The organism is Pseudomonas cavernae (assembly GCF_003595175.1).
Classification (GTDB): domain Bacteria; phylum Pseudomonadota; class Gammaproteobacteria; order Pseudomonadales; family Pseudomonadaceae; genus Aquipseudomonas; species Aquipseudomonas cavernae.
In genome coordinates this window covers 423,775-448,133 of record NZ_CP032419.1, presented here as the reverse complement: position 1 = coordinate 448,133, position 24,359 = coordinate 423,775, and the positions used below count along the sequence as shown (strand labels likewise).

23 protein-coding genes and 1 tRNA gene are annotated in these 24,359 nt (G+C 64.0%); 3 read left to right on the top strand and 21 right to left on the bottom strand.

What is annotated here, in order from left to right; all coding sequences use genetic code 11:
- Positions 1-138: 138 nt before the first annotated feature.
- A complete protein-coding gene (locus D3880_RS02025) occupies positions 139-888 on the bottom strand; it encodes a class I SAM-dependent methyltransferase (protein WP_119891871.1) in 750 nt (249 codons plus the stop codon).
- A 264-nt stretch (positions 889-1,152) separates the two neighbouring features.
- Positions 1,153-1,602, bottom strand: a complete 450-nt coding sequence (azu, locus tag D3880_RS02020; protein WP_119891870.1) for an azurin — start codon at positions 1,600-1,602, stop codon at positions 1,153-1,155.
- 362 nt (positions 1,603-1,964) lie between these two features.
- Here azu and D3880_RS02015 point away from each other — a divergent pair, with 362 nt between their 5' ends.
- Positions 1,965-2,552, top strand: a complete 588-nt coding sequence (locus tag D3880_RS02015; RefSeq protein ID WP_119891869.1) for an LOG family protein — start codon at positions 1,965-1,967, stop codon at positions 2,550-2,552.
- Between the two features lie 74 nt (positions 2,553-2,626).
- Positions 2,627-2,869: a DUF6868 family protein gene (locus D3880_RS02010; RefSeq protein ID WP_119891868.1), complete on the top strand. Its 243-nt coding sequence runs from the start codon at positions 2,627-2,629 to the stop codon at positions 2,867-2,869.
- A gap of 39 nt (positions 2,870-2,908) precedes the next feature.
- Here the strand turns inward: D3880_RS02010 and D3880_RS02005 are convergent, their stop codons facing one another.
- From D3880_RS02005 to rnr, 12 genes are all read right to left on the bottom strand, one after another.
- Positions 2,909-3,757 carry a mechanosensitive ion channel family protein gene (locus D3880_RS02005; protein WP_119891867.1) on the bottom strand — a complete coding sequence of 283 codons (849 nt, stop codon included), beginning with the start codon at positions 3,755-3,757 and terminating at the stop codon, positions 2,909-2,911.
- A gap of 240 nt (positions 3,758-3,997) precedes the next feature.
- Positions 3,998-5,113, bottom strand: coding sequence for an SO2930 family diheme c-type cytochrome (locus tag D3880_RS02000; protein ID WP_119891866.1), 1,116 nt, complete (start codon positions 5,111-5,113; stop codon positions 3,998-4,000).
- Positions 5,110-6,357 (bottom strand): parallel beta-helix domain-containing protein, encoded by a 1,248-nt coding sequence (locus D3880_RS01995; RefSeq protein WP_119891865.1) that lies wholly within the window; start codon positions 6,355-6,357, stop codon positions 5,110-5,112. Before D3880_RS01995 ends, D3880_RS02000 begins: the two co-directional genes overlap by 4 nt.
- A gap of 271 nt (positions 6,358-6,628) precedes the next feature.
- A complete protein-coding gene (locus D3880_RS01990) occupies positions 6,629-8,923 on the bottom strand; it encodes a YgiQ family radical SAM protein (protein ID WP_119891864.1) in 2,295 nt (764 codons plus the stop codon).
- A gap of 112 nt (positions 8,924-9,035) precedes the next feature.
- Entirely contained in the window at positions 9,036-10,115 is a 1,080-nt protein-coding gene (alr, locus tag D3880_RS01985; RefSeq protein WP_119891863.1) for an alanine racemase, read from the bottom strand.
- A gap of 91 nt (positions 10,116-10,206) precedes the next feature.
- Positions 10,207-11,601, bottom strand: coding sequence for a replicative DNA helicase (gene dnaB, locus D3880_RS01980; protein ID WP_119891862.1), 1,395 nt, complete (start codon positions 11,599-11,601; stop codon positions 10,207-10,209).
- Between the two features lie 114 nt (positions 11,602-11,715).
- The gene (gene rplI / locus D3880_RS01975; RefSeq protein ID WP_119891861.1) at positions 11,716-12,162 is read right to left on the bottom strand and encodes a 50S ribosomal protein L9; all 447 of its coding nucleotides are present in this window, start codon (positions 12,160-12,162) and stop codon (positions 11,716-11,718) included.
- Positions 12,163-12,183: 21 nt separating this feature from the next.
- The gene (locus D3880_RS01970) at positions 12,184-13,077 is read right to left on the bottom strand and encodes a hypothetical protein (RefSeq protein ID WP_119891860.1); all 894 of its coding nucleotides are present in this window, start codon (positions 13,075-13,077) and stop codon (positions 12,184-12,186) included.
- 35 nt (positions 13,078-13,112) lie between these two features.
- Positions 13,113-13,343, bottom strand: a complete 231-nt coding sequence (gene rpsR / locus D3880_RS01965) for a 30S ribosomal protein S18 (protein WP_119891859.1) — start codon at positions 13,341-13,343, stop codon at positions 13,113-13,115.
- A 28-nt stretch (positions 13,344-13,371) separates the two neighbouring features.
- A complete protein-coding gene (gene rpsF, locus D3880_RS01960; RefSeq protein WP_119891858.1) occupies positions 13,372-13,794 on the bottom strand; it encodes a 30S ribosomal protein S6 in 423 nt (140 codons plus the stop codon).
- Positions 13,795-13,984: 190 nt separating this feature from the next.
- Positions 13,985-14,737: a 23S rRNA (guanosine(2251)-2'-O)-methyltransferase RlmB gene (gene rlmB / locus D3880_RS01955; RefSeq protein WP_119891857.1), complete on the bottom strand. Its 753-nt coding sequence runs from the start codon at positions 14,735-14,737 to the stop codon at positions 13,985-13,987.
- Positions 14,734-17,304, bottom strand: a complete 2,571-nt coding sequence (rnr, locus tag D3880_RS01950) for a ribonuclease R (protein WP_119891856.1) — start codon at positions 17,302-17,304, stop codon at positions 14,734-14,736. Before rnr ends, rlmB begins: the two co-directional genes overlap by 4 nt.
- 207 nt (positions 17,305-17,511) lie before the next feature.
- Here rnr and D3880_RS01945 point away from each other — a divergent pair.
- Positions 17,512-17,598, top strand: a tRNA-Leu gene (locus tag D3880_RS01945).
- A 151-nt stretch (positions 17,599-17,749) separates the two neighbouring features.
- On the opposite strand, the gene D3880_RS01940 is transcribed toward D3880_RS01945, so the two are convergent.
- The 7 genes from D3880_RS01940 to hfq all read right to left on the bottom strand — a co-directional run bounded on the left by D3880_RS01940 (position 17,750) and on the right by hfq (position 24,322).
- On the bottom strand, positions 17,750-19,042 hold the full coding sequence (locus tag D3880_RS01940; RefSeq protein WP_119891855.1) for an adenylosuccinate synthase: 1,293 nt from the start codon (positions 19,040-19,042) through the stop codon (positions 17,750-17,752).
- A gap of 54 nt (positions 19,043-19,096) precedes the next feature.
- Complete coding sequence (locus tag D3880_RS01935) at positions 19,097-20,284, bottom strand: ATP phosphoribosyltransferase regulatory subunit (protein WP_119891854.1); 1,188 nt, start codon at positions 20,282-20,284, stop codon at positions 19,097-19,099.
- 35 nt (positions 20,285-20,319) lie between these two features.
- Entirely contained in the window at positions 20,320-20,505 is a 186-nt protein-coding gene (locus D3880_RS01930; protein WP_119891853.1) for a DUF2065 domain-containing protein, read from the bottom strand.
- A 106-nt stretch (positions 20,506-20,611) separates the two neighbouring features.
- On the bottom strand, positions 20,612-21,481 hold the full coding sequence (gene hflC / locus D3880_RS01925; RefSeq protein WP_119891852.1) for a protease modulator HflC: 870 nt from the start codon (positions 21,479-21,481) through the stop codon (positions 20,612-20,614).
- Positions 21,481-22,650 carry an FtsH protease activity modulator HflK gene (gene hflK / locus D3880_RS01920; protein ID WP_119891851.1) on the bottom strand — a complete coding sequence of 390 codons (1,170 nt, stop codon included), beginning with the start codon at positions 22,648-22,650 and terminating at the stop codon, positions 21,481-21,483. Before hflK ends, hflC begins: the two co-directional genes overlap by 1 nt.
- 97 nt (positions 22,651-22,747) lie before the next feature.
- Positions 22,748-24,049 (bottom strand): ribosome rescue GTPase HflX, encoded by a 1,302-nt coding sequence (gene hflX / locus D3880_RS01915; RefSeq protein WP_119891850.1) that lies wholly within the window; start codon positions 24,047-24,049, stop codon positions 22,748-22,750.
- Positions 24,050-24,061: 12 nt separating this feature from the next.
- Entirely contained in the window at positions 24,062-24,322 is a 261-nt protein-coding gene (hfq, locus tag D3880_RS01910; RefSeq protein ID WP_119891849.1) for an RNA chaperone Hfq, read from the bottom strand.
- Between the last annotated feature and the right edge of the window lie 37 nt (positions 24,323-24,359).

Below are 24,359 nucleotides of genomic sequence, written 5' to 3'. Positions count from 1 at the left end.
GCATCCGTGCAAGACGGTTACCGGGTGGAGGTCGCTGGCCTCAGCCACCGGCATGCGGAGGAAACGCTGCGCGGTTTACCACCCTACAGGCGCGCTCGTGACCCCGTAGCCCGGCTGCGATCCGGGATGTACGCGCGTTTACTCGACCACGCCGAGCTTGACCATCAGCGGCCAGCTCACGGCGCGCAACTGCCCGGGATCGCCCCAGACGCTGACGAACTGCGCGCGCAGGCGCTCGACCGGATCGACGCCTTCGGCCGCCCGGAAGTCGGCGACCGCCGACCAGCTCTGCAGGTAGCCGAGTAGATGTTCGAGGTCCCACTGCGCCTGCAGGCCGAACACCGGCACCTCGAGACGACGGAACGGGAACGGCAGGCGGGCGTAACCGTCCTCCACGTGCTTGCGCCCTGGCGCCCAGTAGGGCCCGACTATCTCGTGGTAGAGGTGATCGACCAACGCATCGATCGCCGGCTCGATCTCCAGCCGGTTGTAGGAGAGCACCGCGAGCAGCGCGCCAGGCCGCGACACCCGGCGCACCTCGGCGTAGAACGCCTCGACGTGGAACCAGTGCAACGCCTGGGCCACCAGGGTCAGGTCGACGCTGGCCGCCGCCAGCGAGCTGCGCTCGCCCGGCTCGCAGCGGTAGCTGACGTTGTCCAGCGGCGGCGCCTGATCGAGCTGCGCCTGGCTGACGTCGGTCGCCACCACCTGGCGGAACTGCGCGGCCAGGCCGAGGGTGGCCTGCCCCGAGCCGCAGGCGCAGTCCCAGGCGAGCTCGCGCCCCGGCGCCTGCGCGGCGAGCAAGGCAAACAGCTGCGCCTCGTAGGTCGGACGGAAACTGCGGTAGGCGGCGGATTGGCGGGTGAACAGCTGGCGGGTATCGGTCATGGCACGCACTCGACAAGCACAGCGATGATGCGCGCTAGTGGCCTGTACGGTTAGTTGGTTGACTCAAGTTCGAAGGGCTGAGGTTCTGAGACCAGGTGCTGCGACGAGTCATAGCAGGGCTATGGCGAGGAGCAGCAACGCAGTATCAGGGCCTCAGACGCCGAAATTGACTAATTGAACTAACCACATAGGCCACTAGCCTAGAACCGTCGATGCGGCAGTGCCTGCGTCCATCCGATGGCAGGACGCAGGCTGGGGAAACCCTCAGTCGACCAGGGTCACCGTGCCCTTCATCATCGCCACATGGCCGGGGAAGGAGCAGAAGAACATGTACTGCTCACCGACGCTCAGCTTGGCGACATCGAAACTCACCGAGTCCTTCTCACCGCCGCCGATGACCTTGGTGTGCGCGATCACCCGCGCGTCTCCCGACTTCAGATAGCTGTTGTCGAGCCCGGCGGCCATGCCGTCGGTGGCGACGGCCTGCATGTCGGCGGCCTTGCTTAGCACCCAGTTGTGGCCCATCACGTTCTTCGGCAGCTTGCCGTCATGGGTGAGGTTCACCGTGAAGGTCTTGCAGCTCTTGCTGACCTGGATGGCTTGAGTGTCGTAGCTCATCTGATCGGTGGAATTCACCGTGACCGCACATTCGGCGGCGAACACCTGGGCGCTGGCCAGCACCAGCGCGGATAGGGTAACAAGTTGGCGAAGCATGGCAGACTCCTTGGCAGGATGGGCAAAACGCCCTGGCGACCCGTTGGACAGGCCGTGGAAACTGCCGCGGGCCAACTCGCGGATAATCTGGCAAGTCGGCTGCAGGCAGGTTCTAGGAAGACGTTCTTACCATAGCCGAGTTCCCGCTCCGGCGAGGCAAAAAGCCGCACCGATGCGCTGGTGGTCCATCTGCAGCTGCTTTGGAGCGAACGCCGGAAATCCCCTCTCCCGTTTGCAGGAAGATCGAAGTCGACCGGCTGGCCCTCTCCGCACCTCCTCGCCCATCAATAGCCAAGGGGAGTACTTGGTCCACACGTCGACGACCGTTACCCTGTGGCGGTTGCCAACCTGCGGAGTAGACGATGTCCCTGCGTTCGATTTGCGTGTTCTGCGGTGCCAGCCCCGGCGCCCACCCGATCTACCGTGAAAGCGCCGAAGCGCTCGGCCGCCACCTGGCCGAACGCGGCATCCGCCTGGTCTACGGCGGTGGCGCGGTCGGTCTGATGGGCGTGGTCGCCGATGCCGCGATGGCCGCCGGTGGCGAAGTGATCGGCATCATTCCGCAAAGCCTGGAACGCGCCGAAGTCGGCCACAAGGGCCTGACCCGCCTGGAGGTGGTCGACGGCATGCACGCGCGCAAGGCGCGCATGGCCGAGCTGTCCGACGCCTTCATCGCTCTGCCCGGCGGCCTCGGCACCCTCGAGGAGCTGTTCGAAGTCTGGACCTGGGGCCAGCTCGGCTACCACGCCAAGCCGTTGGGCCTGCTGGAAGTGAACGGCTTCTACGCCAAGCTCAGCGCCTTCCTCGATCATCTGGTCGAGGAACGTTTCGTCCGTTCGCATCACCGCGAGATGCTGCAGATCGGCGAGTCGCCGGCGCAGTTGCTGGAACTGCTGGGCGCCTGGCAACCGCTGGTGGCGCCGAAGTGGGTGGACCGTCAGCCGAGCTGAGGCCGGCGAGAGTCCGGCGCAACGGCCGGGCAGCGTTCCTACACCGGGAGTACCACTCCTCGCGAGGTCTGCAAATGAACGTCGAACTGATCCAGCACTTCCTGTTGTGGAGCCTGGGTATCAACTATGCCGTGCTGCTGGTCTGGTTCGCCGTGTTCCGCGGTGCCCACGACTGGCTCTACCGCCTGCATGGCCGCTGGTTCCGGCTGTCGCTGGAAAGCTTCGACGCCCTGCACTATGGCGGCATGGCGGTGTACAAAATCGGCGTGCTGCTGTTCAACCTGACGCCGCTGCTGGCGTTGTTGCTGGTGTCCTGAAACGCGCCCTCGCCCGCCAGTCGGGCGGGGCGCAACACCTCACCCCGCTTGCTGCACGATCACCGTCGAGGCCGGCATCGGCGCCGGGAAGCCGGCCCCGGCGAGGGCATCCTTGATGGTCTTGTTGGTGTCGAAATACACCTGCCAGTAGTGATCGTTATGGCAGTACGGGCGCACCGCCAGCACCGGGCCGACCAGGTTGAACTCGAGAATCTCCACATCCACCGCCGGCTCGGCGAGCACGCTGGGCAGCGCCGCGATGCGCTCCTTGAGCAGGGCCGCGGCCGTCTTCCAGTCGGCCGCGCCGGCCAGTTGCGCCTTGAGCTCGACGCGGCGGAATGGGTTGTGGGTGAAGTTCTGGATGTTGTCGCTGAAGATCTTGTTGTTACCGACCAGAGTCAGCACGTTGTCCGGGGTGTTGATCGCGGTGGCGAACAGGCCGATCTCGGTGACTGTCCCGGTTACCCCGCCGGCGCTGATGAAGTCGCCGACCTTGAACGGGCGCAGGACGATGATGAAGCCGCCGGCCGCCAGGTTGGCCAGCAGCCCCGACCAGGCCAGGCCGATGGCCAGGCCGACCGCGGCGATCAGCGCGGCGAAGGTGGTGGTCTGCACGCCGAGGTAACCGAGAATGCCGATCACCAGGATGATGTTCAGGGTCACGGTGATCGCCGAGCCGACATAGCGCAGCACGGTGGGGTCGACCTTCTGCTTGGTCAGGGCGCGCTGCACCATGCCGATGACGAAGCTGATCAGCCAGCGGCCGATGATCCAGAAGGCGATGGCGCCGAGGATCTTGACTAGGAAGGCGGCGCCGTACTGCTGAACCAGCGCCATCAGCGCGTTGATCTTCTCGGTACCGACGTTAACGATGGTAGTTTCATCCATGACACATGCTCGCAAAATGAGGAATTGGCCTCCAAACGCTAGCACGGCCACGGCACTCCGCCAGAAAACCACCAGCCAGGCTGCCCGCCCCGCGTTAAAGCGGCTGCGCCCGACAGCCGCCGGGCGCATAGAGCAGCGCCGATAGAGGGCGATAGCCAACCGCAGCGCTAGAGCGGCAAAGTCGCGCCAGCAGGTACGGACTCGAGCGCGCGGCAAACAGTCCGCCTTGTACCCGAGCGCTCAGCAACCGCCGTCGAGGCCGGTTATCCAGCGGGTCAGCAGGTCGACGCCCTCGCGATGGCTTACCGAGCGGCCGAGTTCCGGCATCATCACGCTGGGGTCGGTGCTTTCCATCCGGTAGATCAGCACCGACCGGTCCGGCTGGCCGGGGTGGACGTCCACCAGGCGGTCGCCGGAGCCCTTGCCTGCCGCCACCGGCTGCTTGCACAGGCCGCTGGCGATGCTCAGCGGCGTCCCCGGATCGAGCAACAGACCGGAGGTGCGCGCCGGGCCCTTGGGGTTGTGGCAGTGCGCGCAGTTGGCATCCAGGTAGCTGCGCGCCTGCTGCTCCAGGCTCTCGCCGGGGCGCGGCTGGCCCCACAGGGCGTTCTGCGGCACTCCGGCCAGCGCCTGCGGCAAGCCGCTGAGCAGACCGCGCTGCGCCCAATGCTGCAGCTGGTTGGCGGGGCCGTCGGCGTAGGCGAAATCCTTGTTCAGGTGGCGCGCCTTCGGCCCCAAGGGGTTGGGGCCCTGGCCGTGGCGCTCCTCGTGGCAGCCGGCGCACTGGTTGGCATCCGGCACCTGATAGTCGATCGCCAGGCGCTGGCCGGCGGCGTCGTACAGGTTCAGGTCCTGGCTGGCGCCGGCCCACTCCAGGGTGGCCTCGCGCTGCGCCGCGTCCCAGACGTAGGGCAAGGCGACCCAGCCAGTCTTCTGCTTGACCAGGATGCGTGTCTCGACCAACTGCACCTTGGCCAACTCCAGGCCGTGCTGCGGATCGCGGTCGTCGCTGCTGTTGCGCAGCAGGCGGCCCTGGGCATCCTTGGGGTAGTAGAAGGTCTTGCTCAGCACCGTGCCGGTGGGAAACTCGAAGTGTTCCTCGCCGTACTGCGCCGCCTGCCCTGGCGGCATCCACAGGGTGCGCAGCTTGTGCGCGTAGTCGCTGAACAGCGGCGTGTTGACGTCGTAGGGCAGCGCGGCGGCTACCGGCTGCAGATGCCCATCGGCCAGCTGCAGCATGCCCCAGCCGCTCAGGGTCTGCGGATAGTCGTCGCCTTCCGGCAGATACAGCGGTGCGGACTGCTTGCCGCAGGCGGCCAGCAACAGCGCCGCGGCGAGCGTCAGCCAACGCGTCATGCGCCCTGCTCCGCCTTGGCCTCGGCCAGTTGCACGGCGGGCAGTTTCGGCAGCGCGCACTTGTGGCTGCTCATGTCGGTGCTGATGTTCTGGTAGCCGTTGGGGCCGTCGACGTTGATCAGCCCGGCTTCGCCGTTGTCGACGCAGATCGCCAGGTCGGCAGGCAGCTTGCCGTCCACCAGTTTCTTCGGGTTGACGTAGCCGTCCCAGAGAATGTCCGGCAGGCGCCCGTCGAGGCCGTACTTGGCCAGTTTCAGCGCCTTCAGTTCGAGGTTGTCGGGGCTGTCGCCGCCCGGCCCGAAACGGTTGGCGTAAATGTAGATGCTTTCCGGATAGGGGTCGAAATTCTCCTGGGTCGAAAGGCTGGTGTAGCCGGTGCTGAAGTAGCTGCTGACGATGACGTTGGCGGTTTTGTGGTCGCCGATGTCGTTGTCGAAGATCTCCACCTGGTCGTTGGAGTTGATCACCACCCCGGAGCCGGCCGGCACGCTGGCCACCGGCGTGCCCTTGTGGCCGAAGTTGGCGTGGTTGTTGCCCTGCACCCGGTTCTGATAGACGCGGGTGGTATGGCCCGGCTGCTGCAGGTTGGGCATGTTGAACACCAGGATGCCGCCGGTATTGCCGGTGGCGACGTTGTGGTGGACGTCGGCGCCTATGGTGTTCTCGATCTCGATGCCGGCGACGTTGCGTTCGGCGCGGCTGTTGCGCACCACCACGTTGCGCGACTGGCCGACGTAGATGCCCGCGTCCGAGGCGCCGATGGCCACCGCGCCGTCGATCAGGGTGTTCTCGGTCTGCACCGGGTAGATGCCGTAGGCGCCGTTCTCGGTGGCCGGGCCGTTGGTCCATTCGGTGCGCACGCGGCGGATGACGATGTTCTTGCCGCCGACCACCTTGAGCGCGTCGCCCTTGGTGTCCTCGAGGGCGAGGTCCTCGATGGTGAAGTCCGAGGCGTCGACCAGCAGGCCTTCGGCGCCGCTCTTCTGGCCCTTGAAGCTGAGGATGGTCTGGTCCATCCCGGCACCCTTGATGGTCACCCCGCTGGCTTTCAGGCTGAGGCTGCGGTCGAGGTGATAGGTGCCGGCCGGGATCTCGATCACCTCGCCGGTCTTGGCCTTGATCAGCCTGGCCTGCAGCTCCTTCTGGAAGTCGACATGGGTAGTCGGTGGCGCGGCGCGCTGGTCCTCGCCGCAGGCGGCGAGCAGCACGGACAGGGCGATCAGGGTCAGGGCGGCGGTACGCATGGCGGTGGGCTCCGGCGTTATCGTTATGATTTTGGTACTATAGTTCCAATTTAAATTGAAACCAAGCCCCGCGCGCCCTCGCCTTGTAGGGTGGAAAACCGCGAAGCGTTTTCCACCAAAGCCGGTGAATGTGAAAAGCGACATCCACCCTACGCACTGACGCTCGCTGGTATCGCCGCGCTCAACACCAACCTACAGGACCAATCCTGCAATCCTGCGCAGCAAACAAAAACGCCAGCACTGGGCTGGCGTCTTCGTTATCGCTTGGGGCTTAGCGCGGCGCCACCGGGCGCTTGGCCGGCTTCTTCTTGCCCTTGCCGCCCTTCTCCTCGGCCCGCGCCTTGGCGGCTTCCTTGTTCCTGGCGAAGGCCGCGGCCTTGGCTTCCTCGCGCTTGTCCCAGGGCTTGCTGCCATCGCTGGCGCGTGGCGGCAGGCCGGCGTGCTGGGTCAACAACGCCTTGCCGACCTTCTTGCTGCCGGCCGGCGTGGAGTTCTTGCGGCGGGCGCTCTGGTAGCTGTCGGTGGCCGGCTGGTAGGCCGGGATCAGCTGGTGCTTGCCGTTGCCGATCAGGTCGCTGCGGCCCATGCGCTCCAGCGCCTCGCGCAGCAGCGGCCAGCCCTTCGGATCGTGGTAGCGCAGGAAGGCCTTGTGCAGGCGGCGCTGCTGCTCGCTCTTGACGATCTGCACGGCGTCGCTCTTGTAGGTCACCTTGCGCAGCGGGTTCTTGCCCGAGTGGTACATGGCGGTGGCGGTGGCCATCGGCGACGGATAGAAGGCCTGCACCTGGTCGGCGCGGAAGTCGTTGCGCTTGAGCCACAGGGCGAGGTTCATCATGTCCTCGTCGGTGGTGCCCGGGTGCGCGGCGATGAAGTACGGGATCAGGTACTGCTCCTTGCCCGCCTCCTTCGAATACTTCTCGAACATGCGCTTGAACTTGTCGTAGCTGCCGATGCCCGGCTTCATCATCTTGTCCAGCGGGCCCTGCTCGGTGTGCTCCGGAGCGATCTTCAGGTAGCCGCCGACGTGGTGGGTGACCAGCTCCTTGACGTACTCCGGCGACTCCACGGCGAGGTCGTAGCGCAGCCCCGAGGCGATGAGGATCTTCTTCACCCCCGGCAGCGCGCGCGCCGAGCGGTACAGCTGGATCAGCGCCGAGTGGTCGGTGTTGAGGTTCTCGCAGATGCCCGGCCACACGCAGGACGGCTTGCGGCAGTGCTTCTCGATTTCCGGGCTCTTGCAGGCGATGCGGTACATGTTGGCGGTCGGCCCGCCGAGGTCGGAAATCACCCCGGTGAAGCCCGGCACCTTGTCGCGGATCTCTTCGATCTCGCGAATGATCGACTCTTCCGAGCGGTTCTGGATGATGCGGCCCTCGTGCTCGGTGATCGAGCAGAAGGTGCAGCCGCCGAAGCAGCCACGCATGATGTTGACCGAGAAGCGGATCATCTCGTAGGCCGGGATCCGCGCCTTGCCATAGGCCGGGTGCGGCACGCGCGCATAGGGCATGCCGAACACGTAGTCCATTTCCTCGGTGCTCATCGGGATCGGTGGCGGGTTGAACCACACATCCACTTCGCCGTGCTTCTGCACCAGGGCGCGGGCGTTGCCGGGGTTGGTCTCCAGGTGCAGCACGCGGTTGGCGTGGGCATAGAGCACCGCATCGCCGCGCACCTTCTCGAACGACGGCAGGCGGATCACGGTCTTGTCGCGCTCCAGCTTCGGATGCGGCAGCAGCTGCACCACCTTGGCCTCGTTGGGGTCCTCGACCGGCCCCTTCTCCTGCTCGATGGCGCAGGCGGCGGTGTCCTGGGTGTTCACATAGGGGTTGATGATCTTGTCGATCTTGCCCGGCCGGTCGATGCGCGTGGAGTCGATCTCCAGCCAGCCCTGCGGGGTGTCGCGGCGGATGAAGGCGGTGCCACGGATGTCGGTGATCTCGTCGATCTTCTGCCCGAAGGCCAGGCGCTGGGCGATCTCGACCACGGCGCGCTCGGCGTTGCCGTACAGCAGGATGTCGGCGCAGGCATCGATCAGGATCGAATGGCGGACCTTGTCCTGCCAGTAGTCGTAGTGCGCGATGCGGCGCAGCGAGGCCTCGATGCCGCCGAGCACGATCGGCACATGCTTGTAGGCTTCCTTGCAGCGCTGGCTGTAGACCAGGCTGGCGCGATCCGGGCGCTGGCCAGCCAGGCCGCCAGGGGTGTAGGCGTCGTCCGAGCGGATCTTCTTGTCGGCGGTGTAGCGGTTGATCATCGAGTCCATGTTGCCGGCGGCGACGCCGAAGAACAGGTTCGGCTCGCCGAGCTTCATGAAGTCGTCTTTCGACTGCCAGTTCGGCTGGGCGAGGATGCCGACGCGAAAGCCCTGAGCCTCGAGCAGGCGGCCGATGATGGCCATGCCGAAGGACGGATGATCCACATAGGCATCGCCGGTGACGATGATGATGTCGCAGGAGTCCCAGCCGAGTTGATCCATCTCTTCCCGGCTCATCGGCAGGAAGGGTGCCGGCCCGAAACACTCGGCCCAGTACTTGGGATAGTCGAACAACGGCTTGGCGGCTTGCATATTTTTTGACCAGCGGGCTCTCACGGGGGCGCGGAATATAGCACAAAAAATAGCCAAATCCGATGCCTGGCGGCGCGCCGGGCGCAGCCGCTGGCGTCCTCGTCGGCCCGCCCTAGAAGCTGCGGTAACGCCGTGGCACCCGCGCGGTGACTTTGCTCAGCAGCTCGTAACCGATGGTCCCGCACGCCTGTGCCAACTCGTCGACCGGCAACTGCGCGCCCCACAGCTCGACCGCGTCGCCGACCTGCGCTTCTGGCAGCTCAGTGAGATCGACCGCCAGCATGTCCATCGACACCCGCCCGGCCAGCGGCACGCGCTGGCCATGGATCACCACCGGGGTGCCGGACGGCGCATGGCGTGGATAACCATCGGCGTAACCGCAGCTGACCGTGCCGATCCGCGCCGGCCGTTGCGCCACCCAGGCGGCGCCGTAGCCGACGCTGTCGCCGGCCGCCACCTCGCGCACGGCGAGCAGTTGCGCGCTCAGGCTCATGGCCGGGCGCAGGCCCAGTTCGGCGGCGGACAGTTCGGCGAACGGGCTGGCGCCGTAGAGCATGATGCCCGGCCGCAGCCAGTCCATGTGCGCCGCCGGGATGGTCAGGATCGCCGCCGAGTTGGCCAGCGAGCGCTGATCGAAATCCAGGTCGAGCAGAGCGAGGAAGCATTCCAGCTGCTGCTCGGTGAGCGGATGGCCGCGCTCGTCGGCACAGGCGAAATGGCTGAGCAGATTCAGCTCGGCGACCCGGTCGCTGCCACGCAGGCGCGCAAAGCACCGGCGCACCGCGTCCGCGCAGAGCCCCAGGCGGTGCATGCCGCTGTCCAGCTTGAGCCAGACATTCAGCGGCCGGCCGAGCGGCGCAGCCAGCAAGGCCGCAAGCTGCTGCTCGTCCCGCACCAGCAGATCCAGGCCCAGCTGTGCGGCCCGCCCGTATTCATCGGCCTCGAAGCACCCCTCGAGCAGCAGCAGCCGCGCGTCAGGCTGCACCGCGCGCACCTCCTCGGCCTCCTCCAGGCTGGCCACGGCAAAGCCGTCCGCCGCCTCGGCCAGCGCCGCCACCACCTCGCGCACGCCGTGGCCGTAGGCGTTGGCCTTGACCACCGCAAACGCCTGGCGCCCCGGCGCACAGCGCTGGGCCACGGCATAGTTGTGGCGAATGGCGGCCAGATCGATGGTGGCGACGAGCGGGCGCATGCGGCGACATCCTGAAAAGAAAACGGGCGCCCAGTTTAACTGCTGGGCGCCCGTTTTTAAGGATCTGCGCAAAGGTTTGCGCGGCAACGACCTATTCGTCGTCGAACTGATAGCTGCCCGGGGCGAGATTCTCGAAACGCGAGTATTTGCCGAGGAAGGCCAGGCGCGCGGTACCCAGCGGACCGTTCCGCTGCTTGCCGATGATGATCTCGGCAACGCCCTTGTACTCGGTCTCCGGGTGATACACCTCGTCGCGATAGACGAACAGGATGATGTCGGCGTCCTGCTCGATCGCTCCGGATTCACGCAAGTCGGAGTTGATCGGGCGCTTGTTCGGCCGCTGCTCAAGCCCGCGGTTGAGCTGCGACAGGGCGATCACCGGGCAGTTGAACTCCTTGGCCAGCGCCTTCAGCGAGCGGGAGATCTCGGAGATCTCGTTGACCCGGTTGTCGCCGCTGGAGCCGGGAATCTGCATCAGCTGCAGGTAGTCAACCATGATCAGGCCGATTTCGCCGTGTTCGCGGGCTAGACGGCGGGTACGCGCGCGCATTTCCGAGGGCGAAATACCGGCGGTGTCGTCGATAAACAGCTTGCGGTCGTTGAGCAGGTTGACCGCCGAGGTCAGGCGCGGCCAGTCGTCGTCGTCCAGGCGGCCGGCACGCACCTTGGTCTGGTCGATACGACCGAGCGAGGCGAGCATACGAATCACGATGGATTCCGACGGCATCTCCAGCGAGTAGACGAGGATCGCCTTGTCGCTACGCATCAGCGCGTTCTCCACCAGGTTCATGGCGAAGGTGGTCTTACCCATCGACGGACGGCCGGCAACGATGATCATGTCAGCCGGCTGCAGGCCGCTGGTCAGGCCGTCGAGGTCGTCGAAGCCGGTGGACAGACCGGTGATCGCGTCGCCGTTGTTGAACAGGCTGTCGATGCGATCGATGGCCTTGACCAGGATGTCGTTGATGCCGACCGGGCCACCGGTCTTCGGCCGCGCTTCGGCGATCTGGAAGATCAGCCGCTCGGCCTCGTCGAGGATCTCCTCGCCGGTGCGCCCCTGCGGCGCGTAGGCGCTGTCGGCGATCTCGGTGCTGATACCGATCAGCTGACGCAGGGTGGCGCGCTCGCGGATGATCTGCGCGTAGGCCTTGATGTTGGCCACCGACGGCGTGTTCTTGGCCAGCTCGCCGAGGTAGGCCAGGCCGCCGACCTGGCTCAGCTGCCCTTCCTTGTCCAGCTGCTCGGAGAGGGTCACCACGTCGAACGGCATGTTGCGTTCGGCCAGCTTGAACACGGCGCGGAAAATCAGCCGATGGTCATGACGGTAGAAGTCGCCATCGGAGACCTGGTCGAGCACGCGCTCCCAGGCATTGTTGTCCAGCATCAGGCCGCCCAATACCGCCTGCTCGGCCTCGATCGAATGCGGCGGCACTTTCAGGGCCGCGGTTTGCAGATCGTACTGTTCGGGGAGGCTGATATCGTTCATGGGCTCGACAGAAATACAGGACAACAGAAAGACAAAGGGCACGTGCCCGCCGAAGCGGAACCGTGCCCGATGTTAACCGCCAGCACCCGAAGGTGCATAGACGATCGATATCGCTTAAGCAGCTACCACGATAACGCGGACAGTCGCTTCAACGTCGGTGTGCAGGTGCACAGCGATGTCGAACTCGCCAACGTTACGGATGGTGCCGTTCGGCAGACGCACTTCGCTCTTCGATACTTCGACGCCAGAGGCGGTCAGAGCATCGGCGATGTCGTGAGTACCGATCGAACCGAACAGTTTGCCCTCGTCACCGGCAGTAGCGGTGATGGTGACTTCCAGTTCGGCCAGTTGCGCAGCACGAGCTTCAGCGGAAGCTTTCTTCTCGGCAGCGGCTTTTTCCAGCTCGGCACGGCGCTCTTCGAACGCTGCAACGTTGGCTGCGGTAGCGGCGGTAGCCTTGCGTTGCGGCAGCAGGTAGTTGCGGCCGTAACCAGACTTGACGCTCACCTTGTCGCCCAGGTTGCCCAGGTTGGCGATTTTTTCCAGCAGGATGACTTCCATTTGAGTCTTACCTCTTAACTTTTAACCTTCACCGTTCGCAGGGCCGGCGCCGTTCTTGCGCGCCAGGCGTCCGCGAAAATCAATCAGACTGTCGACAATGGCAAACACCACCAGTAACGGATAAATCAGCTGCATAAACAGCAGCAGGGTCACGTACAGCCCGACCAACCAGAACCTGGCCAGCCTTCCGTCCGCCACCAGCCCATGGATCAGGGCCAGCCCGGCGAACGCCAGCGGCACGCTGCACAGCGGCGTCAGCATGGCTGCCTGCGCCCCCAGATTGGGGCCGAGCAGCATGCCGGCCAGCAGCAACAGCGCCAGTGCCGGCGGCAGTCTCAAGGCGCGGAACTCGCGACCGAAACCACCCGGGTTGTACAACGCCGCCTGCCAGTAACGCCCAAGAATCAGGCAGAGCAGGCTGACGACTTGCAGCAGAGCGGCCAACAGTCCGGTCAGTACGGGGGCCAGCAAGGCATTCAGCCGGGTTTGCTCATCCACCGACAATTGCTGGTGGAGCCCACCGAGCGCTTGCGGCATGAGTTTTTGCAACTCCGCCACCAGCGCCGCGATGGGTTCGCGAAACACCGATCCCAACACCAAGCCATACACCAGGCCCACAGCCACGCTGCAGAGCAATACCCGGGTCCAGGACTGGCCGGCACGCAACAGCAGCGCCAGCCCCAGCGAACCGAGCAGCACCAGCAAGGTGCGCGGATCGCCGAAATACCACCAGCCCAAGGCTGGAAGCAGGGCCCAAACCAGGATGCTCAACGCATCACTCAGACCGCGCCGCAGGAGCACCAGGCATCCGGCGGCGGCACTCAACCAGAACAGCAGCGGCAACGCCGCAGAACCCACCACCACGAGGGTGGCCTGCATGCGACCGCGCATGATGAACTCAGCCAGGGCGCGCATGCGATTTAATCCTTACTGCTTGTCGACGTCCGCTCTCAGCGGCCGTGGCTGTCGGTGTAGGGCAGCAGGGCCAGGAAACGGGCGCGCTTGATAGCGGTGCCCAGCTGACGCTGATAGCGAGCCTTAGTACCGGTGATACGGCTAGGAACGATTTTGCCGGTTTCCGAGATGTAGGCTTTCAGAGTGTTGAGATCTTTGTAATCGATCTCTTTCACGTCTTCAGCGGTGAAACGGCAGAATTTACGACGACGGAAGAAACGTGCCATGACAGTGGCTCCTCAATAGATCCGTGGATTACTCGTCAGCGCTATCGCTGTCGCTGCTGTCGCCATCATCGCCTTCGGCGGTGTCGGCGCTTTCAACGCGATCGCGACGCTCACGGCGCTCACTGCGATTTTCCTCGGCCTTGAGCATCTCGGACTGGCCGGTGACGGCTTCGTCGCGACGGATGACCAGGTTACGGATCACGGCATCGTTGTAACGGAAGTTGTCTTCCAGCTCGGCCAAGGCCTTGCCGCTGCACTCAACGTTCAGCATCACGTAGTGAGCCTTGTGAACGTTGTTGATGGCGTAGGCCAGTTGACGACGGCCCCAATCTTCCAGGCGGTGAACTTTGCCGCCGTCTTCTTCGATCAGCTTGGTGTAACGCTCGACCATGCCGCCGACTTGTTCGCTCTGGTCCGGGTGAACCAGAAAGACGATTTCGTAATGACGCATAAATGCTCCTTACGGGTTGTAGCCTGCCACCAGGGTGGTCAGGCAAGGAGTGAATGACTCGGTTTTGGCTTGCCAGGCACCAGGCGCGAACACGCAGGCCCCCAAGGCAAGGGGCGACATTCTAGAGAAGCCCCCTGGGCCGCGCAAGGCAATTGGTGATTATTTGAACAGCATCAGCGCGCCGGGCGCGCTAGGCGGAAGCCTTGGCCTGGCGCTGGCGCACCGCCTCGAACAGGCACACGCCGGTGGCCACCGAGACGTTCAGGCTGCTGACGCTGCCGGCCATCGGCAGCTTCACCAGATAGTCGCAGTGATCGCGGGTCAGGCGGCGCATGCCTTTGCCTTCGGCGCCCATGATCAGCACGATCGGGCCGCTCAGATCCTGCTCGTAGAGCCCCTGCTCGGCCTCGCCGGCGGTGCCGACCAGCCACAGACCGCGCTGGCGCAATTTCTCCAGACTCCGCGCCAGATTGGTCACAGCCACCAGCGGAATCACCTCGGCGGCGCCGCAGGCGACCTTGCGCACCGTGGCGTTGAGGGTCGCCGACTTGTCCTTCGGCACGATCACCGCCAGCGCTCCGGCCGCATCGGCGGTACGCAGACAGGCGCCAAGGTTGTGCGGATCGGTCACCCCGTCCAGCACCAATAGCAGCGGCGGCCCCTCGGCACGATCGAGCAACTCCTCGAGCATCGCCTCGCCCCAGACTTGACTCGGACTGACTTCCGCCACCACGCCCTGGTGCACGCCCTCGACCCAGGCATCCATTTCCCGCCGCTCGGCCTGCCCGACCGCTACCCGCGCTTGCGCCGCCAGCTCCAGCAGGGTCTGCACGCGTGGATCACTGCGCCCTTCGGCCAACCACACCTGCTTGACCCGCTTGGGGTGATGACGCAGCAATGCTTCCACGGCATGCACGCCATAGATCTTTTCCAACTGACTCATGACTTGGCCTTGGCTCTACTGCTCTTGCCGCCCCTTTCCGGATTCGGCTTGGACGGTCCCTTGCGATGCTTGCTCGGCTTGCCGGCTTTCGCCTGAGCGCCCGCCGCCGCGCCGGGGCCGGACTTACCCTTGCCGCGGGCGGCAGCTTTGGCTTCGGCCAGCAAGGCCTGCTTCACTTCGCGACTCTTGCTCACATCAGTATTGCCGGCGCCGGCGTCACGCTTGCCTGCGCCGCGCTTCTCAGGCCGCTCGCCGCGTCCTTTCGCCTCATCGCCAGGCCCGCGCTTGCGCGTACCGGGCTGGCCGAGCTCTCCCGGGGCCAGCTCGAAGTCGATCTTGCGCTCATCGAGATCGACGCGCATGACCCGCACCTCGACGGTATCGCCGAGACGGAAACTGCGGCCGCTGCGCTCACCCGCCAAGCGATGATGTACCGGATCGAAGTGGTAGTAGTCGCCCGGCAGCGCGGTGACATGCACCAGCCCCTCGACGTAGATATCGGTCAGCTCGACGAAGATGCCGAAGCCGGTCACCGCGGTGATCACCCCGGGAAAGGTCTCGCCAACCCGATCCTGCATAAACTCACACTTCAGCCAGTTGACCACGTCACGGGTCGCCTCGTCGGCGCGCCGCTCGGTCATCGAGCACTGCTCGCCCAGTTGCTCCAGCGCCGCCTCGTCATAGGGATAGATGCGCGCCTTGGGCATGCTCGTGGCACCCGCCCGCTTGACATGCGGAGTATCCAGCTTGGAGCGGATCACGCTGCGGATCGCCCGATGCACGAGCAGATCGGGATAGCGACGGATCGGCGAGGTGAAGTGGGTATAGGCCTCGTAATTCAGCCCGAAGTGGCCGTGGTTATCGGCGCTGTATACCGCCTGACTGAGCGAGCGCAGCATCACGGTCTGAATCAGGTGATAGTCCGGGCGCTCGCGAATCGCTTCCAGCAACGCCTGATAATCCTTCGGCGACGGCGTGCTCTTGGCCTTGCCGCGGTGCAGCGACAGACCCAGTTCGGTGAGGAACGCCTTGAGCTTCTCCAGCCGCTCGAGCGGCGGGCCATCATGCACTCGGTAGAGCGCCGGAATTTCATGCTTCTGCAGGAACTCGGCGGTCGCCACGTTGGCGGCCAGCATGCACTCCTCGATCAGCTTGTGCGCGTCGTTGCGCTGGGTCGGCAGGATCTCCGCGATCTTGCGCCCGGAACCGAAGATGATCCGCGTGTCCTGCGTCTCGAAATCGATCGCCCCGCGCTCGTGGCGGGCAGCCAGCAACACTTGGTACAACGCATACAGCTGCTTGAGGTGCGGCACCACGGCGGTGTAGTCCGCCCGCAGTTTCTTCGCCGCCGTACTATTCGGCTGCTCGAGCATGGTGCTGACCTTGTTGTAGGTCAGGCGTGCATGGGAATGGATGACCGCTTCGTAGAACTGGTAGTCGAGCATCTTGCCGGTCTTCGAGATATTCATCTCGCAGACCATCGCCAAGCGGTCGACCTGCGGATTCAGCGAGCACAGGCCGTTCGACAGCTCCTCCGGTAGCATAGGCACCACGCGCTCGGGGAAGTACACCGAGTTGCCGCGGACCTTCGCCTCTTCGTCCAATGCCGAACCGAGCTTGACATAATGCGACACGTCGGCGATCGCCACGTACAGCTTCCAGCCGCCGGAGAACAGTCGCCAGGAGCTGCCGTTTTTCTCGCAGTACACCGCGTCGTCGAAGTCGCGGGCATCTTCGCCATCGATGGTGACGAACGACAGATGGCGCAGATCGACGCGCTTCTCCTTGTCCTTCTCCTCCACTTCGGGCTTGAGCTTGGCCGCTTCCTTCAGCACGGCATCCGGCCAGGTGTGCGGGATGTCGTAGCTGCGCAACGCGACGTCGATCTCCATGCCCGGCGCCATGTAGTTGCCGATCACCTCGACGATATCGCCCTGAGGCTGGAAGCGCGGGGTCGGCCAATGGGTAATTCGCACCTCGGCGAACTGACCCTGCTTGGCACCGAGATTGCGCCCGGCGGTGATCAGCACTTCCTGCTGGATTTTCGGATTGTCCGCGACCACGAAGCCGATACCGCTCTCTTCGAAATAGCGGCCAACAATGGTCTCGTGCGCACGGGAAATCACCTCGACGATCGCACCCTCGCGGCGCCCGCGCCGATCGAGCCCGGACACCCGCGCCAGCGCCCGGTCGCAATCGAACACCAGGCGCATCTGCCCCGGACTGAGGAACAGGTCGTCACTGCCGTCGTCCGGAATGAGGAAGCCGAAACCGTCGCGATGACCGCTGATACGGCCGAGGATCAAGTCCAGCTTGTCGACCGGCGCATAGGTGCCGCGGCGGGTGTAGATCAACTGGCCATCGCGCTCCATGGCGCGCAAACGGCGACGCAGGGCTTCCAACTGCTCTTCGCTGGTCAGGCCAAACTCTTCCACCAGTTGCTCACGACTGGCCGGCGAGCCGCGGTCGGCGAGGTGATGCAGAATCAACTCACGACTAGGGATGGGGTTTTCGTATTTTTCCGCTTCACGAGCGGCCTCGGGGTCGAGGGATTGCCAATCGGCCATTAGAGAGAGTTCACCTTATCCATACTTTGTTTGATTGCCATAGCCTATTGAAGCGCGAAATCGGCCTGCAGGTCAGCCCGGCGGCCCGAATAAAAATTTTTTCACAACAGGGGTTTACAGCCCATAAGGGCATCCGTATAGTGCGCACCCACAACGACGGCAAACGTTGTTGTAGTTGAAAGTAGCTGAGTAATCGGCGAACTCAACGCCCAGGTGGTGAAATTGGTAGACACGCCAGCTTCAGGTGTTGGTGGCTTAACGGCCGTGGAAGTTCGAGTCTTCTCCTGGGCACCAAATTCGATAAAAAACCGAGCCAAGCGCTCGGTTTTTTATTGCCTGCGATTTCCCCCCGCATGCAGCCCAGAATCAATCAGCGCAATCAATGCGCAGCGCCCAAAACGACAAAGGGCCGCACAAAGCGGCCCTTTGTCTGTTACCACGACAATCAGGCGAACGGATGGCGCAGCACGATGGTTTCGTTGCGGTCCGGGCCGGTGGAGATGATGTCGATGGGCGCACCGACCAACTCTTCCACGCGCTTGATATAGGCGCGCGCATTGGCAGGCAGCTCGTCCAGGCTCTTGACCCCCAGAGTCGACTCGCTCCAACCCGGCACTTCCTCATACACCGGCTGCAGGCCGATGTAGCTGTCGGCATCGGTCGGCGCCTCGATCACTGCACCCTGAGCATCCTGATAGCCGACGCAGATACGGATGGTCTCCAGACCATCGAGCACGTCGAGCTTGGTCAGGCACAGACCGGAGATGCTGTTGATCTCGATGGCGCGACGCAAGACCACCGCATCGAACCAACCGCAACGGCGGGCACGACCGGTGGTGGAGCCGAACTCATGGCCGCGCTTGGCCAGGAAGGCGCCCGTATCGTCGAACAGCTCGGTAGGGAACGGGCCGGAGCCGACACGGGTGGTGTAGGCCTTGGTGATGCCAAGGACGTAGTCCAGGTACAGCGGACCAAAACCGGAGCCGGTCGCCGTGCCGCCAGCGGTGGTGTTGGAGCTGGTAACGTAGGGATAGGTGCCGTGGTCGATGTCCAGCAGCGCGCCCTGCGCGCCCTCGAACATGATGTCCTTGCCGGCGCGACGCAGCTCATGCAGCTCGGCAGCGACGTCGGCCATCATCGGACGCAGCTGTTCGGCATAGGCCATGCACTCATCCAGCGTGGTCTGGAAGTCGATCGCCGGCTCTTTGTAGTAATTGACCAGCACGAAGTTGTGGTAGTCGAGCAGCTCACCCAGCTTGGCGGCGAAGCGCTCGCGATGGAACAGGTCACCGACGCGCAGACCGCGACGCGCCACCTTGTCCTCATAAGCCGGGCCGATGCCACGGCCGGTGGTGCCGATCTTGGCATCGCCACGTGCCTTCTCGCGAGCCTGATCGAGGGCCACGTGATAGGAGAGGATCAGCGGGCAAGCCGGACTGATGCGTAGACGCTCTCGCACTGGCACGCCCTTCTCTTCCAGCTTGCTGATTTCACGCATCAGCGCATCCGGGGCAACCACTACACCGTTGCCGATCAAGCATTGCACGTTGTTGCGCAAAATCCCCGACGGAATCAGGTGCAGGACGGTTTTCTCGCCGTCGATCACCAGAGTGTGGCCGGCATTGTGACCACCCTGGTAACGCACCACCGCCGCTGCCTGCTCGGTCAGCAGATCGACGATCTTGCCTTTGCCCTCATCACCCCACTGGGTGCCCAGGACGACGACATTCTTACCCATAACACTTGTCCTCTTCGCGGAAGCTTGATGCCGGCCGCGGGCCGGCGGGAAAACTTAAGAAGCCAGCGGCACGATCTGCCAACGCCCATCACTCAGCGCTAGCTGGCGATCGCAGCCTGCCTCACGCGCAGCGTTCGCATCCTGCCCAGGCAGTGCCTGCACCACGCGCAGATTGTCACGCCGCAGACGCTGTACCGCCTGCCACAACGCAAGATCGTGACTGTCCGGCGCCCAGATCCCGGCCGCCGGCTCCTCCAGGGTCATTTGCCCCAGGGTCACCAAAGTCTTCAGATCGGTGGAAAAGCCGGTGGCCGGACGCGCCCGCCCGAAATCGGCACCGATATCATCATAGCGGCCGCCCTGGGCGATCGACTGGCCGACGCCCGGCACGAACGCCGCGAACACCACACCCGTGTGATAGTGGTAACCGCGCAGCTCGCCGAGGTCGAAATACAGCGGCAGCTCGGGATAGCGGCGCGCCAGCGTATCGGCGATGGCGATCAGCTCATCCAACGCCGCATGCACCTCGGCCGGCGCCTCGACCAGACAGGCCTGAGCCAGATCCAGCACCTCGCGATCGCCGCAAAGCTCGGCCAAGGCGCGCAGCATGCTGCTCAGCGCCGGCGGCAACGACTCGGTCAGCGCCGCGACCTCATCGACGGCCTTGCGCTGCAAGGCATCGAACAACTGCTGCTCGACCTCGCCGGACAATCCCGCCGCCCGCGCCAGTCCGCGATAGATGCCGACATGACCGAGATCGATGTGCACGTCCGGCACAGCCGCCAGCTCGAGCGTCTCCAGCAGCAGACTGATGACTTCCACATCGCTGGCCGGACTGGCATCGCCATAGAGTTCGGCGCCCAGCTGAATCGGACTGCGCGAGGTGGTCAGCGCACGTGGCTGCGCATGCAGGACACTGCCGGCATAGCACAGCCGGCTCGGCCCTTCGCGGCGCAGGGTGTGCGCATCGATGCGCGCCACTTGCGGCGTGATGTCGGCCCGAAAACCCATCAACCGGCCGGACTGCGGATCGGTGACCTTGAAGGTACGCAGATCCAGATCCTGGCCTGCGCCCGTGAGCAAGGATTCCAGGTATTCGATATGCGGCGTGACGACGAACTCATAGCCCCAACGCTGAAACAGATCCAGCACTTGACGACGCGCGGCTTCGATGCGCGCCGCTTCTGGCGGCAGTACTTCTTCGATGCCATCTGGCAGCAGCCAGCGGTCTACCGTTGCCATTTCGCCATTCCCCTCTTGAGCCGGGCGGCAAGCCTTCAGTGAAGCAGATAAAGGAGGGCGGTTCCCAGCAGCATGCTGGCCAACCCGATGAGGCGCAGGTGACGATCAGACAGCTGCAACACCTGGGCGATCGTCGCGCGCCAACGTCGTGGACAGAGAAAGGGCGGGATGCCTTCCAGCACCAACACCAGACAAACCGCGATGCCGAGTTCCTGCCACATGATTCCCACAGACGCAAAAAAGCCGGGATTTTCCCGGCTGGCCTATGATAACACGTTTCCCTCATCGGTCACCCCGGCGGACGGCTGGCGTCCGCCGGGCGACGGATCACGGCTTGGATTTCTCCAGATAACGGAAGAAATCGCTGCTCGGGTCGAGCACCATCACGTCACGCTTGTCCGCGAAGCTTTCGCGGTAAGCACGCAGGCTGCGGTAGAAAGCATAAAATTCGGCATCCTGGCCATAGGCCTTGGCATAGATCGCCGCCGCCTTGGCATCGCCATCACCGCGCGTTTCCTCCGCCTCGCGATAGGCCTCGGCGAGAATCACCCGCTTCTGCCGGTCGGCATCGGCGCGAATACCTTCGGCCAACTCCTTGCCCTTGGCCCGGTGTTCACGCGCCTCGCGCTCACGCTCGGAACCCATGCGGTCGAACACGCTGCGGTTGACCTCTTTCGGCAGGTCGATGGCCTTGACTCGCACGTCCACCACCTCGATGCCCAACTCGCGCTGCGCCGCCTTGTTCAGCGAAGCAGTCACCTGCCCCATCAGTGCATCGCGCTCGCCGGAGACCGACTCGTGCAGAGTGCGCTTGCCGAACTGGTCACGCAGTGCCGCCTCTAGACGCCGGGACAGACGCTCGTCGGCGATCTGCTTGAGGCCCGAAGTGGCGGTGTAATAGCGCTCGGCATCCAGCACTCGCCACTTGGCAAAGGCGTCGACCATTAGCGCCTTCTTCTCCAAGGTCAGGAAGCGCGAGGTGGAGGCATCCAGAGTCATCAGCCGCGCATCGAACTTACGCACCTGGTTGACGTACGGCACCTTCACATGCAGCCCAGGCTTCACATCCGGTTCGACGATGCGCCCGAAGCGCAGCAGCACGGCCCGCTCGGTCTGCGACACGATGTAGAAGCTGTTCCATGCGACCAGCGCGACAACCACGCCGACAATCAGGGCGATCAGTGATTTATTGCCCATCAGCGAGTCTCCCTCGAACGCAGATCGCGCTGCTGCAAGTCCGCGCTTATCCGCGTACCCAGATCGCTACCGCCAACTGCCCCGGCAGACGCGCTCGGCGCCGCACTACCACTGGCACCACGGCTATCGATCATCTTGTCCAACGGCAGATAGAGCAGGTTGTTCTGCCCCTTGTCGCTGGTCACTAGCACCTTGCTGGTGTTATTCATCATTTCCTGCATGGTTTCCAGGTAGAGGCGCTCGCGCGTCACTTCCGGAGCCTTGTGGTATTCGGTCAGCAGCTTGCTGAAACGATCGGCCTCACCCTGAGCCCGCGCAACCACCTCGTCGCGATAACCACTGGCATCTTCCAGCAGGCGCTGGGCCTGACCGCGCGCCTCAGGCACCACGCCGTTGGCGTAGGTTTCTGCCAGGTTCTTCTCACGCTGTTCGTCTTCGCGCGCACGGATCACATCATCGAAGGCTTCCTGCACTTCGCGCGGTGCCGCCGCGCTTTGCAGGTTCACCTGGGTCACAGTGATGCCGGTACGGTAAGTATCCATGAAGCTTTGCAGGCGCTCCTTGACCTCGCTAGCCATCAACTCGCGACCCTGGGTCAAGACCTGATCCATCGCCGTCGAGCCGACGACATGGCGCACCGCGCTGTCGGTCGCCTGCTGCAGACTGAGCTCAGGCTGATCGACGTTGAGGACGAAATCCTGCAGGTTGCTGATCTTGTACTGCACGGTCAGCGGCACTTCGATGATGTTTTCATCCTCGGTGAGCATCTGCCCTTGTTTGCTGTACGCCCGCTCGCGGGTGACGTTTTCCTGGTACTTCTTGTCGATCGGCGGGAAATAGAAGTTCAGGCCCGGGCCCACGGTCTTGTAGTACTTGCCGAAGCGCAGCACCACAGCCTGCTCTTGCTCGTCGACGACATAGATCGCGCTGTACAGCCAGATCGCAGCCAGCAAACCCAGGCCGATGACCAACAAGCTGAGGCCACCACCACTGCCGGAGCGCTGCTCGTCGCCACGTCTCTTACCGCCACCGAACAGCCCGTTGAGGCTCTCCTGCAGCTTGCGGAAGGCTTCGTCCAAATCTGGCGGGCCCTTGCGGTCGCCGCCACGGCGCCCACCCCAAGGGTCCTGATTATTTGAATTGCCACCACCCGGCTCATTCCAAGCCATAGCGCTCTCCATACTGATAAAGCAAAGACGCGCCCACGGCGCGCCCGACCATGCTACCGAATGCCCGCCGCCCGCAGCAAAGCCATGGCAGCGGGCTTTATTGCAAAGTGTGTTGCTCGAGAAACTCGGATGGCTGCCAGCCCTCACGACTGACCAGACGATTCAGCTCGATGCGCGGCAAACGCACCGCCAGCAAACTGCCACCCTGTTCGTCATGCCCCTCGCTTTGCACTACGCCCAAGGCAAAGAACTGTGCGCGCAAACGCCCCAGGCTCTGCGGCAAGCATAGGGTACCGATGAACAAATCGTCGCCCAGCAACTCGGCAATGGCCTGACGTAACAGCCCCAGGCCGCTGCCATCACGCGCCGACAACCAGACCCGCTGTGGCTTGCCGTCGCCATCGCGCTGAATCTGCGGTTCGACACCTTCGAGCAGATCCAGCTTGTTGTACACCTCGAGAATCGGCAATTCATCGGCGCCAATTTCGTTGAGCACCGCCATGACCTGCTCGATCTGCTGTTCACGCTCGGGCTCATGGGCGTCGATCACGTGCAACAACAGGTCGGCATTGCTGGATTCCTCCAGCGTGGCACGGAACGCCTCGACCAGCTTATGCGGCAGATGGCGGATAAAGCCCACGGTGTCGGCCAGCACCACCGGCCCCAGATCGTCCAGCTGCAGACGGCGCAGGGTCGGGTCGAGGGTGGCGAAGAGCTGGTCGGCGGCGTAGACCTCGGACTCGGTCAGCGCATTGAACAGCGTGGATTTTCCGGCGTTGGTGTAGCCGACCAGCGAGACGGCCGGAATATCGGCACGCCGCCGCCCGCGCCGCGCTTGCTCGCGCTGGCTACGGACCTTTTCCAGACGCCGCTTGATCTGCCGGATGCGCACGCGCAGCAAACGGCGGTCGGTTTCCAGCTGGGTTTCACCCGGACCACGCAGACCGATACCGCCCTTCTGCCGTTCCAAGTGGGTCCAGCCGCGCACTAGGCGGGTGCTCATATGGTCGAGCTGGGCCAGTTCGACCTGCAGCTTGCCTTCATGAGTGCGCGCCCGCTGGGCGAAGATATCCAAAATCAGCCCGGTCCGATCGAGCACGCGACACTCGAAGACTCGCTCGAGGTTGCGCTCCTGACTGGGCGTAAGGACATGGTTGAAGATCACCAGATCGGCCTGCTCGGCCTTTACCAGGTCGTGCAGCTCATCGACCTTGCCGGTGCCGATCAGGAACTTGGCACTGGGTCGATGGCGCGGCACATTGACCAGCGCCACCAAATCCGCACCGGCGGAAAGCGCCAGTTCCTGGAACTCCTGTGGATCTTCGCGCGCCTCGGGATCTTCGCCCTCCAGATGCACCAGGATGGCCCGCTCTCCCCCTTCGTGACGCTCAAAGAACAAGGCGAACTCCTATCAGGCGTTACCCGGCTCGGCGAAAGCTTGCTCACCTTCAGTCGCGCTCGGGAGACGCACCGGGCGGCTTGGCACCACGGTGGAAATGGCATGTTTGTAAACCATCTGGCTGACAGTGTTCTTCAGCAGGATGACGAATTGGTCGAACGACTCGATCTGGCCTTGCAGCTTGATGCCGTTGACCAGATAGATGGAAACCGGTACGCGTTCCTTACGCAGGGTATTGAGGTAAGGGTCTTGTAGCGAATGCCCTTTTGACATATGCCGCACTCCTTTGAGGATCAGTAGTTTTAGTAAT

What these genes read in the sequence shown, in the direction of transcription:
- rplI (WP_119891861.1), bottom strand. Translation starts at nt 12,162, where the DNA reads ATGGAAGTCATCCTGCTGGAAAAAATCGCCAACCTGGGCAACCTGGGC.
- hflC (WP_119891852.1), bottom strand. Translation starts at nt 21,481, where the DNA reads ATGGGCAATAAATCACTGATCGCCCTGATTGTCGGCGTGGTTGTCGCG.
- rnr (WP_119891856.1), bottom strand. Translation starts at nt 17,304, where the DNA reads ATGGCCGATTGGCAATCCCTCGACCCCGAGGCCGCTCGTGAAGCGGAA.
- D3880_RS01990 (WP_119891864.1), bottom strand. Translation starts at nt 8,923, where the DNA reads ATGCAAGCCGCCAAGCCGTTGTTCGACTATCCCAAGTACTGGGCCGAG.
- azu (WP_119891870.1), bottom strand. Translation starts at nt 1,602, where the DNA reads ATGCTTCGCCAACTTGTTACCCTATCCGCGCTGGTGCTGGCCAGCGCC.
- D3880_RS01970 (WP_119891860.1), bottom strand. Translation starts at nt 13,077, where the DNA reads ATGCGCGCCCTGGCTGAGTTCATCATGCGCGGTCGCATGCAGGCCACC.
- D3880_RS01940 (WP_119891855.1), bottom strand. Translation starts at nt 19,042, where the DNA reads ATGGGTAAGAATGTCGTCGTCCTGGGCACCCAGTGGGGTGATGAGGGC.
- D3880_RS02005 (WP_119891867.1), bottom strand. Translation starts at nt 3,757, where the DNA reads ATGGATGAAACTACCATCGTTAACGTCGGTACCGAGAAGATCAACGCG.
- D3880_RS01930 (WP_119891853.1), bottom strand. Translation starts at nt 20,505, where the DNA reads ATGTGGCAGGAACTCGGCATCGCGGTTTGTCTGGTGTTGGTGCTGGAA.
- D3880_RS02015 (WP_119891869.1), top strand. Translation starts at nt 1,965, where the DNA reads ATGTCCCTGCGTTCGATTTGCGTGTTCTGCGGTGCCAGCCCCGGCGCC.
- rlmB (WP_119891857.1), bottom strand. Translation starts at nt 14,737, where the DNA reads ATGAGTCAGTTGGAAAAGATCTATGGCGTGCATGCCGTGGAAGCATTG.
- hflK (WP_119891851.1), bottom strand. Translation starts at nt 22,650, where the DNA reads ATGGCTTGGAATGAGCCGGGTGGTGGCAATTCAAATAATCAGGACCCT.
- rpsR (WP_119891859.1), bottom strand. Translation starts at nt 13,343, where the DNA reads ATGGCACGTTTCTTCCGTCGTCGTAAATTCTGCCGTTTCACCGCTGAA.
- dnaB (WP_119891862.1), bottom strand. Translation starts at nt 11,601, where the DNA reads ATGAACGATATCAGCCTCCCCGAACAGTACGATCTGCAAACCGCGGCC.
- hfq (WP_119891849.1), bottom strand. Translation starts at nt 24,322, where the DNA reads ATGTCAAAAGGGCATTCGCTACAAGACCCTTACCTCAATACCCTGCGT.
- rpsF (WP_119891858.1), bottom strand. Translation starts at nt 13,794, where the DNA reads ATGCGTCATTACGAAATCGTCTTTCTGGTTCACCCGGACCAGAGCGAA.
- D3880_RS02025 (WP_119891871.1), bottom strand. Translation starts at nt 888, where the DNA reads ATGACCGATACCCGCCAGCTGTTCACCCGCCAATCCGCCGCCTACCGC.
- D3880_RS02000 (WP_119891866.1), bottom strand. Translation starts at nt 5,113, where the DNA reads ATGACGCGTTGGCTGACGCTCGCCGCGGCGCTGTTGCTGGCCGCCTGC.
- D3880_RS01995 (WP_119891865.1), bottom strand. Translation starts at nt 6,357, where the DNA reads ATGCGTACCGCCGCCCTGACCCTGATCGCCCTGTCCGTGCTGCTCGCC.
- D3880_RS01935 (WP_119891854.1), bottom strand. Translation starts at nt 20,284, where the DNA reads ATGGCAACGGTAGACCGCTGGCTGCTGCCAGATGGCATCGAAGAAGTA.
- D3880_RS02010 (WP_119891868.1), top strand. Translation starts at nt 2,627, where the DNA reads ATGAACGTCGAACTGATCCAGCACTTCCTGTTGTGGAGCCTGGGTATC.
- alr (WP_119891863.1), bottom strand. Translation starts at nt 10,115, where the DNA reads ATGCGCCCGCTCGTCGCCACCATCGATCTGGCCGCCATTCGCCACAAC.